At 59.5% G+C, this 9694-nt stretch carries 7 protein-coding genes; 5 read left to right on the top strand and 2 right to left on the bottom strand.

The genetic code is table 11. The features are described from left to right. Nucleotides 1-491, top strand: a 491-nt coding sequence (locus C2U68_RS20510; protein ID WP_260839429.1) for a GFA family protein, incomplete at its 5' end; no start/stop codon positions are given. 25 nt (nt 492-516) lie between these two features. After that, on the top strand, nt 517-1512 hold the full coding sequence (locus C2U68_RS20505) for a Gfo/Idh/MocA family protein (RefSeq protein WP_140914333.1): 996 nt from the start codon (nt 517-519) through the stop codon (nt 1510-1512). A gap of 24 nt (nt 1513-1536) precedes the next feature. On the opposite strand, the gene C2U68_RS20500 is transcribed toward C2U68_RS20505, so the two are convergent. Together C2U68_RS20500 and C2U68_RS20495 are read right to left on the bottom strand one after the other, a co-directional pair. Beyond that, nucleotides 1537-3699 carry a hemerythrin domain-containing protein gene (locus C2U68_RS20500; RefSeq protein WP_186289694.1) on the bottom strand — a complete coding sequence of 721 codons (2163 nt, stop codon included), beginning with the start codon at nt 3697-3699 and terminating at the stop codon, nt 1537-1539. A gap of 136 nt (nt 3700-3835) precedes the next feature. Then, nucleotides 3836-4882, bottom strand: coding sequence for a GlxA family transcriptional regulator (locus tag C2U68_RS20495; RefSeq protein ID WP_140914332.1), 1047 nt, complete (start codon nt 4880-4882; stop codon nt 3836-3838). 602 nt (nt 4883-5484) lie between these two features. On the opposite strand from C2U68_RS20495, the gene C2U68_RS20485 reads away from it, so the two are divergent. The 3 genes from C2U68_RS20485 to C2U68_RS20475 all read left to right on the top strand — a co-directional run bounded on the left by C2U68_RS20485 (nt 5485) and on the right by C2U68_RS20475 (nt 9661). Continuing rightward, on the top strand, nt 5485-6021 hold the full coding sequence (locus C2U68_RS20485) for an RNA polymerase sigma factor (protein WP_140914331.1): 537 nt from the start codon (nt 5485-5487) through the stop codon (nt 6019-6021). Between the two features lie 77 nt (nt 6022-6098). Then, nucleotides 6099-7058 (top strand): FecR family protein, encoded by a 960-nt coding sequence (locus C2U68_RS20480; protein WP_140914330.1) that lies wholly within the window; start codon nt 6099-6101, stop codon nt 7056-7058. A gap of 128 nt (nt 7059-7186) precedes the next feature. After that, the gene (locus tag C2U68_RS20475) at nt 7187-9661 is read left to right on the top strand and encodes a TonB-dependent receptor (RefSeq protein ID WP_186289693.1); all 2475 of its coding nucleotides are present in this window, start codon (nt 7187-7189) and stop codon (nt 9659-9661) included. Nucleotides 9662-9694: the final 33 nt, after the last annotated feature.

Here is a 9694-nt window from a genome sequence, read left to right as displayed (position 1 = left end):
GCATGCTGCAATCGATTCACCACCCGCCGCAATCGGCCGGCGCGGCGTTTGCGGCTATCGACAAAACAGGAGGCCCCATGTCCGAAACCACGTTAAACGGCAGTTGCTTGTGCGGCGCCGTAAAGTTTCAAGTCCGCGGCGAACCGCAACGTTTCTACCACTGCCATTGCCAACGCTGCCGCAAAGCCTCCGGTAGCGGCCATGCCAGCAATCTATTCCTCGGCAACGCCAGCTTGAGCTTTATCCAAGGCGAGTCCTTGCTGAAACGTTACAAAGTACCCGAAGCGCAGCGCTTTGCCCGCCAGTTTTGCAGCGAATGCGGCTGTGCCGTGGCCCGTTTCGTGCCGGAATTGGCCGCGGTATTGATTCCGGCCGGCACTTTGGACGACGACGCGCCGATCCAGCCGCAAGCCCGGATTTTCTGGGATTCAAGAGCCGACTGGTCTTGCGCCGGCGACGATTTGCCGCGCTACGCCACGTACCCGACCTGAGCCATCTGTTCGCGATTTCAAGCCGATGGCAATCCTACTCGACGAAGTCCGCTGGGGCATGATCGGCTGCGGCGCGGTCGCCGAACGAAAAAGTGCGCCGGCTTTCAACAAGGTCGCCCATTCCCGACTGGTCGCGGTGATGGGCCGTAGCGCCGAGAAAGCGGCGGATTATGCGGCGCGCCACGGCTTGCCGCGCTGGTACGCGGATGCGAAAAAGCTGATCGCCGATCCGGCAGTCAATGCCGTGTATATCGCGACACCGCCGTCCAGCCATGCCGAATATGCGCTGCAAGCCTTGCGCGCTGGTAAGCCGGTCTACGTGGAAAAGCCGATGGCCCGCCGTTATGCCGATTGTCTGGCCATGAACCAAGCCGCCCGCGCCGCCGGATTGCCGCTGTTCGTGGCCTATTACCGCCGCGCGTTACCTTACTTCTTGCAGGTCAAGGCCCTGATCGACGCCGCCGCGATCGGCTCGGTATTGGCGGTCAACATCCGTTTGGTGCAAACCCCGCGCCCGGCCGACCGCAATCCGGAGCAATTGCCCTGGCGGGTTAATCCGGATATCGCCGGCGGCGGCTATTTTTACGATCTGGCCTGCCATACACTGGACGCGCTGGATTTCATTTTGGGTCCGATCATAGACGTCACCGGCCATTGCGCCAATCGCGGTGGGCTTTACCGGGCAGAAGATACCGTTGCCGCGGCGTTTCGCTTTGCCAACGGCGCAATCGGCTCCGGTTTTTGGTGTTTTGCCGCCGCCGAAACCAGCCGGGCCGACAGCGTCGAAATTCTGGGTAGCGCCGGTGCGCTAAGTTTTTCCACTTTCGCCTTTACTCCGATCATGCTGGAAAACGCGGCCGGAACCCGGCAATTTCTGCCGCCCAATCCGGAAAACATCCAGTTGCACCTGATCGAAGCGATTGTCGCCGAATTACGCGACCAGGGCTGCGCGTCGTCCACCGGCGAAACCGCGGCCAGAACCAACTGGGTGATGGACGCGATTTGCGGGCATTTGGGGTGAAAGTCACTCTTGCCAAACAAACGGTTAAACACTGAACACGTTCATCTCCTTCCAGTGTTGGCTGAAGGCCATGTCAGAGTTGACGATGTGCTTGGTCCAGCGCTCGATGAATTCCGGCAGGTCGGTTGGAGCCAGTTGGTCGCGCTGAATTTTTTTGTCCATTTCCAGTAGCTTCTCCAGCATCAGATTGTGTTCCTTGGCGTGGTTGGGGTAATGCTGGAAACCGGATTTTTTCATCAGCGCTTCTTCCTCGCCGAAATGTTCCTTGACGTGCTGATACAGCTCGAACATCAAATCAAGCCGTTCGTCCTTGTTGCGGGCCGCCAGCAGTTTGTCGGCAATCTTGAAGAAGTCTTGGTGTTGATTGTCCACTTGAGGGTCGCCCATCGCATAACAATCCTGCCACACGCAATGCGCCATGCTGCCGGGCACCGCTTTGGCCACGCCGGCCGGTTGGCGATGTTTGGCGAGGTAATCCGCGGTTTTGTCGTCGCTTTTTTTGAAGACGAACGCTTTACGGGCCTGATGGTAGGCATCGCTGCCGTAAAAGTTGGCATACATTTGCGCCAACTCGAATTTCCGGTACGCCGCCAGCGGTTTGATGGCTTCGTCCCGGCAGCGGACCGCGGCTTTTTCGGCCAGCATTTTCTGCAGATTGGCCGGGTCGGCGATCAAGGTATTTACCGAATGGCGGATTTGTGCGGCAAAGATCGCATGCTGCCGGTCGAGCACCTTGTCGATCATGCCCAGGTGCCAGGCCCGGCGGGCGCTGACCGGCAGGCGCCGTTCGGTCAATTCGGCCGCGGCGGCGTGGCCGACCCGCTTCGGCAATAAATAGGTCCAATATTCGGAGCCGTACAACTCGCCCATGTTTTTGTAGTGCGGGTTGAAGACGACGCCGTCGCGGACGAATACTTTATCCGGCGCCAGTGCCAGAATCGCGCCGCCTGCGCCGGCGTTGCCGGCCACCGCCGCAATAGTGATTTTGTCCATGGTGGTAATGATCTGCCGGATCAGGTCGTCGATCGCGTTGATGTTGTCCCAGGATTCGTCGGCCGGATTGGCCGCGGCCTCGATCAGGTTTAAATGAATGCCGTTGGACCAGAAGTCGTCGCCGCCGGTCAAGACGATGGCTTTCACATCCAGCGTCGCCACGTGTTGATAAACCCGCAACAACAAGCGGCATTGCTCGGTGGACATGCCGCCGTTATGAAATTGAAAATGCAAGTAAGCGGCCTGACCGACGATTTCGTACCAGACTTCCTGCCAGGGATATTGTCGGCCTGGCTGGGTGTAATCCGGTTCGTGGCGTTTGACGGTTTTGCCGAACCAGCCGGACAGGCCGGCTGGCGGTTCCGGCAGCAAATCGGCCAATGCGGTTGCCGCCGGCAGTTTGATTGCGCTGGCATCGCCGGTTTTGGGTTTCAGGTGGCCGATCCAGATCGAACCGTCCAGCGTGGCGCGGCAAATCGCGCCGGCGGCAACCGCGACGATTTCGCCGGGTTTGCCGCCGCAGCGTTCGCCGGCCGTGGCGTTGTATAAGTAAAACGGCCGGCCGTAGAGCTCGTCCAGCACGCCGGGGCTACCGTCGGCGGCATGGATTCTGGCCAGGATTTCGGCGGTCGTGTGCCGTTTCCAGTCGATACGGCGATCGGCTTGTTTCATTGCCGGCCGCAGCCGGCCTTTGACATCGGCCCGGTTGTAATCCAGCGGTTCCGGCCGGAAATGGGCCGAATCCAGATAGGTCATGGCTTCCCACAGGCAATCCACCGCGCACTGCGCTACTTCCCGATTGAATATGCTGCTCTTGTTGGCTTGGCGTAGCGGGAAACATTTAGTCGCCCAGATGGCGCCGGCATCCATTTCCCGGTCGGCGGCCAGTAGCGTTACTCCCCATTCCGGTAGCCGTTCCTGAATCGCCCAGTCCAGCGACGACGGGCCGCGATCGCCTTTGATGCCGGGATGCACGATCAGGCAGAGATATTTGTGGTAGATGTTTTCCGGCAGGCGCCGGGTCAGGTAAGGGCAAAGAATCAGATCCGGTTTGAATAATTCCACGCCTTCGGTCAGTTGCGCGTCGTTGCCGTGATGCAATTCCACCGAGACGTCGTAACCGGCGTCGTCGAGTTCGGTGTAAAAGCGTTGAGTCAATCCCGAAAAGGCAGTTGAGATCAATAAAATGCGCATAACGGTTCTCCTGGGTGTGGTTACTGCCGGGCAAAGCGACGGCCTGCCCGGCCGGTTTTATAGCCGCGGTTACTGAGGGAACTCCGAAGCCGACGATAGCGCTCCCGGCACGAACGGAATCTGGCGGTTAACGTCCTTACTGTTGCCAGGCTTGGCCAATCACGGATGCGGCTTGACCGAATCGCTGTCGATAGTTTTGCGGATTGATGCCCAACTGACGGATAAATGTGCGTCGCATCCGCTCCGGATCTTTAAAACCGGTCTTTTTGGCGACGCTTTCGATGGACTGTTCGGTGGTTTCCAAAAAATGCCGGGCTTGGTCGATGCGGGCGGTTTCGACAAACTTGGCCGGTGTCATACCGGTTTCGTTCAGAAACACCCGGGCGAAATTACGCGGACTCATCGCCAAACGTTCCGCCATCGTCTCGACTTTCAGTTCGGTATGCAGATTGGCGATGATCCAGGACTGCAATTCGCGCAAGTCGGTACGCTGGAACGCTTCGTTGGATAAATAACTGCTGAACTGGGATTGGCCGCCCGGCCGTTTTAGGAATACAACCAGGAAACGGGCGACAAACAGCGCCAAATCCCGGCCCCAATCTTCCTCGAGTAAGGCCAACGCCAGATCGATGCCGGAGGTGATGCCGCCGGAGGTGAAAATATGGCCGTGTTTGATGAAAATCCGGTCCGCTTCGACCTGGATGTTCGGATAGCATTCCGCCAGTTGCTGGCTGTAATGCCAATGGGTGGTGGCAATCCGGCCGTCCAGCAAACCGGCTTCGGCCAACAAAAAGGCGCCGGTACACACCGAGGCGATGCGGCGAACCTTGGGTGCCATCGCGGCGATCCAGTCCAGCAGTTCCCGGTTGTGCAATTCCTGCGAAATGTCGCCGCCGGGAATCAACAAGGTGTCGTACTCGGTCGAAGTATCCCCGTAAATGTCTTCGGCGACGATTTGCAGGCCGGACAGCGTCGCCACCGGCCCCGGACTCCGGCCCAACAGTTTGATCGTGTAAATCGGGTCGCAGTCGATACCGTGCTGGCCCAAGCCGAGATTGGCGAAGTTGAACACTTCGAACGGCCCGGTGATGTCCAGCGATTCCACGCCGGGAAATACGACGATGCCGATGGTACGCGATTGGTATTTGAAGTTTTCCGGATGAGCAAAGCTAAATGTCGTCATGACATTTTCCCCCGTTAGCTGGTCTCGCTAACAAGCGTACTCGTTCTGGAGGATGATTCAATGACAACTTTCCCTCGTTTTCTGCCAACGCTGATTCTGGCGGACCCTGCCAGGGTCGCCGTTGGGAGCTCGACCGATCGCGGCGCACCGGGGTAAATACCGGTACGCGGCGAGACATTCGAATCCGGGTCGGTCGATTCGTAATAGGTTTTATCCAACAAGTTGCGGATATTGAATCGGGCGGTGACCGGGATTTATGCACATTCCATTTGTAAGCGGCAAAGGCGTCCAGCCGCACATAACCGGGCAACTGGAACGGGCTGCCGTAGTAGGCTAGTTTCCATCCCGCTTGCCGGCCAGCACGCTGCCGCGGCCTTCGGTCAGAGCCGGCAAGTTCGCCAGACTGCGGCAATTGCCACAGTCGATGTGGCATTTGCCGCAATTTTCAAGCGGCAAGTTTGTCTGCCGCGCGTCCAGCCCAGCCGATTCTTGTCTCCGCGACGCCGAATTTACCGGGCGTGCCGGGCAAAAGCGGCGCGAGGCGTTGATGCTGGCGAAAGTTTTGCTTCGGGAAAGCCGGTTTCCCTCCGCAATTTTTTGCCATGTTAAAACTCGACCAAGCCTTTGCCAGCACGCTGCTCGAACTTCACCGCGAGGAATTATTCGGTTTTGTGTTGAATCGGGTGAGATGCCCGGATGCGGCTGCCGACATCCTGCAGGACGCGTTCTTTCGTCTCAGGCAAGTCGAAGCCGATGCGCCGATCCGGAATCCGCGGGCGTTTCTGTATAAAGTGGTCGGCAATCTGGCGATAGACCATATCCGGAAAATTCAGCGGGAACAGGCGCGCTATGCCGACGCCGAGGAATTGGCCGAACATGCCGACGCTCAGCCCGGCCTGGAGCGCCAGCTCTACAGCCAGCAGCAGCTGGCCCACTTGCGTATCGCTATTGCGGAGCTGCCGCCGCGCTGTCGGGAAGTCTTCGTTCTGCATAAATTCAAACACTACCCCTATTCGCAGATCATGCGGGAACTGGATATCTCGGAAAACACCGTGTTGAAGCATATCGTCAAAGCGCTGGAGCATTGCCGGCGGCGGATGCAGGAACTGGAAGCCGGCGGTCCTGCCGACAGGTCGTAGCCGGAAGCCGGCCTATGGTGGACAATACCCCGGCCGAATTGCCGTGCCGATTTCCTTCAGACTCCCGCTTGCCGCCCATGCCAGACCGCCGACAACAACATGCAGAACAACAGGCCATGGAATGGCAGGCCCGATTGAGTTCCGATCTGGCCGACGCTGCCGTGCACCAGGCGTTTCAGGCTTGGCTGGCTCAGGCTTCGGAAAACCGGCAGGCTTGGCGCGACGTCAACGACTTTTGGCGCGGCCTGGACCAATTGCCGCTCGCCGATACCGATTTAGCGCCGCCCATTGCAGCGGCCAGGCCGGTTACAAGACCGCGCAAGCGCTGGTCTAAAACCGGACTGGCCTTGGCGGCCTCCGCCTTACTGGGGTTGACGCTGGCCTATCCGCAATGGAGCCTGTTGCTGGCCGATTACCGCAGTGCAGTCGGCGAACAACGCCAGGTGCAACTCAGCGACGGTTCTACCGTATTGCTCAACAGCGGCAGCGCTTTTTCGGTCAACTTCTCCGCCGAGCGACGCCGGATCGAATTGGCACGCGGCGAAGCCTATTTCGAAGTGGCGGCCGACAAGCGGCGGCCATTTGTCGTCGCCACCGAAGCCGGTGAAATCCAGGCCCTGGGTACCGCGTTCAGCGTCCGCTGCCGGGACGGCGGGGCCAGTGTCACCGTATTCGAGCATGCGGTAACAATCACCACGGCCGGGGGCCGGACTCACGAGCGCCTGTCCGCCAACCAGCAGCTCGGCTTCGCCGGCGACCGGCTGGAGCCGGCGGCGGCTGTCAATCCGCAACGCGCCGGCGCTTGGCGGCAACGGCGCATGGTGTTTCAAGACCAAAAGCTGGCAGAGGTTATCGCCGAACTGGAGCGTTACCGGCCCGGCAAGATACTGATCGTCGATCGCCGCATCGCCGATTTGCCGCTGACCGGCGTGTTCGATATCGGCGATACCGATCAGGCGCTGCAAACCATTGCCCAGACTCTTCCCGTCAAAGTCACCAAATTTGGAGACGCGCTGGTGTTTCTTTCCGCCGGCTGATTGTTTCGACGCCCGAAATTTTTTTTTCGGGCGGATGGATGCTCTACCGAGTTGATTTCGTCTTCATCGCAGGAGCCGGCGGCATAAGCCGCTGCCTGCCGAATCGGATAACAATCGACGGAGTCCCAATGATGCATGAAGCCAGTATCCCGCCGTTCGCCGCTGCCGCCAGCCCGGCCGCAAATGCCTGCCGCGAGCGGCGGGCGCAGGTCTGGGCCGCCCCGCTGCTTTGCGCCGGATTGTTGCTGACGGCCTTTCCGGTCCGCACAATCGCCGACACCACGGAAAAGTCGCCGCCGACGGTGGAGTTTAAGATTCCGGCAGGGGCGCTGGCCGATGCGTTGCTGCAGTTTTCCGAGGCCAGCGGCCAGCGATTGCTGATCAATGCCGATCTGCTGCGCGGATTGGTTTCGCCGGGCTTGCAGGGAACAATGACGCCGAGCCAGGCCTTGCAGCGCTTGTTGGCGGGCAGCGGTTTGACGGTCCGGCGTACCGAATCGGGCAGTCTGACCTTGGAAAAAGCCGCGGCCGCATCACCGCAGTCGGCCGCTTCCGTATTGCCCGGCGTGACGGTAACCGCTAGAGCCGAATACGCCGATACCGATCCGTACAACCCGCATTACAACCGGAGCGTTGCCAGCACGGCAACCAAGACCGACACGCCGGTGATGGAAACTCCGGTTTCGATCCAGGTGGTGCCGAAAGCGGTGCTGCAAGACCAGCAGGCGATCCGGGTCGGCGATGCACTGCGCAATGTCAGTGGTTATTTCGATACCCGCGGCGAGGAGTTTTTCTACGACACGGCTTTTCTGCGCGGTTTCGATACCGGTAGCAGCCAGTATATCGACGGCCTGCGCGACGTTTCCCAATCGCATTCGTTGGCCAACATCGAACAGGTGGAAGTTCTGAAAGGCCCGGCCGGCGCCTTGTACGGCCGATTACAACCGGGAGGTTTGATCAACTACGTTACCAAACGGCCGTTGGACACGCCTTACTACTCGGTGCAGCAGCAATTCGGTTCGTTCGATCTGTACCGGACCCTGGTCGATGCAACCGGTCCGGTCAACCAGGACGGCAGTCTGCTGTACCGCTTCAATATGGAGTATCTGGACAGCAATTCGTTCAGGGATGTGGTGCATAAAGAGCGCGGTTTCGTCGCGCCGTCGTTGGCCTGGATATTGTCGCCGCGCACCCGGCTGGATTTCGATTTTCGTTACCACGATGTCAACGGCCCGACGACCTTCGGCGTTCCGGCGGTCGGCCAGCGGCCGGCCAACGTACCGATCAGCCGTTATTTCGGCGAGCCGGCGCTGGATGGCGCCGATTTTAGCTTGCTTTACGGCGGCATGAGTCTGAGCCACGAATTCAACGAGCGCTGGAAGCTGGAAGCCAAGGCCGCTTACAACAGCAACCACCAATACAGCGCCGGCGTCGGCATCGAAGCCCTGGACGAAACCAGCGGCGAGGCTTCGCGCTGGTACAGCATGTACGATTACGACCAGGACAGCATTCAGGGTCTGATCAACCTGACCGGCAAATTTTCCCTGTTCGCTACGGAACATACGCTGGCGGTCGGCGGCGATATTTTTAAAATCGATTACCGCAACAACACCGCGTTGTTTCTGTGCGAAGTGGGCTGCGGCAATACTTTTCCGGCACGGATCAATATTTATCAGCCCATGGTTTACGGCCGGCCGGGCGTGGATTTGAGCCAGGAACAATACGATCCGACTTCGTCCGGCCGCGATTCCTGGTGGGGGCTGTACATCCAGGACCAGGTCAAAATCAGGGAAGACTGGCATTTGTTGTTCGGTACCCGTTACGACCAGGCCCGCACCAGCTGGGTCGATACGCCGACCACCGACGACGGCGAGTTCAGTCCGCGGGTCGGCTTGCTGTATCGGCCGTTGCAGTGGCTTTCGCTCTACGGCAACTACAGCAAAGCCCTGAACGCCGCCAACAGCGTGTTGGTGGCGCCCGGCACGCAGCGCAAACCGGAAATGTCGGAAGGTTACGAAGCCGGCCTGAAAGGCGAGTGGTGGGACGGCAGGCTCAACGCCAGCCTGGCGTTCTTCGAATTGACCAAGAAAAACGTGGCTCAGACCGACCCCGGCGACCAACGCTACAGCATCTTCGTCGGCAAGGGCCGCAGCCGCGGGATAGAGTTCGATATGGCCGGCCGAATCACCGAGCAGTGGAATCTGATCGCAACTTATTCCTATACCGACACCCGGGTGGTGGAAGACGCCGACTTCCGCGACAAACGCTTCATTAATGTGCCGCGCCATGCCGGTAGCCTGTGGTCGAAATACGAGTTTGCCGAACCGGCCTTGAAAGGCCTGTGGTCGGGTGCCGGCGTCTATCTGGTCGGCCAGCGCGAAGGCGACAACCTCAACTCGTTTCAATTGCCCGGCTACGCGCGGGTCGATGCCGCGTTGGGCTACGCCTTTCATGCCGGCCCTTCCAAGATCAGTCTGCAGTTCAATATCGACAATTTGCTGGATAAGCGCTATTACACCAACTCCACCTGGGGCAGCCGTACCGGCGGGATTCAACCGGGCGCGTCACGCACCTTTTTAGGCTCGGTGCGGATCGAGTTTTGAGCCCGGCAGGCTTACGGCGGCGGCAGACCCGCC

This window comes from Methylomonas koyamae (assembly GCF_006483455.1).
GTDB classification, from domain to species: domain Bacteria; phylum Pseudomonadota; class Gammaproteobacteria; order Methylococcales; family Methylomonadaceae; genus Methylomonas; species Methylomonas koyamae_B.
This window is presented reverse-complemented; position numbering and strand designations above follow the sequence as displayed.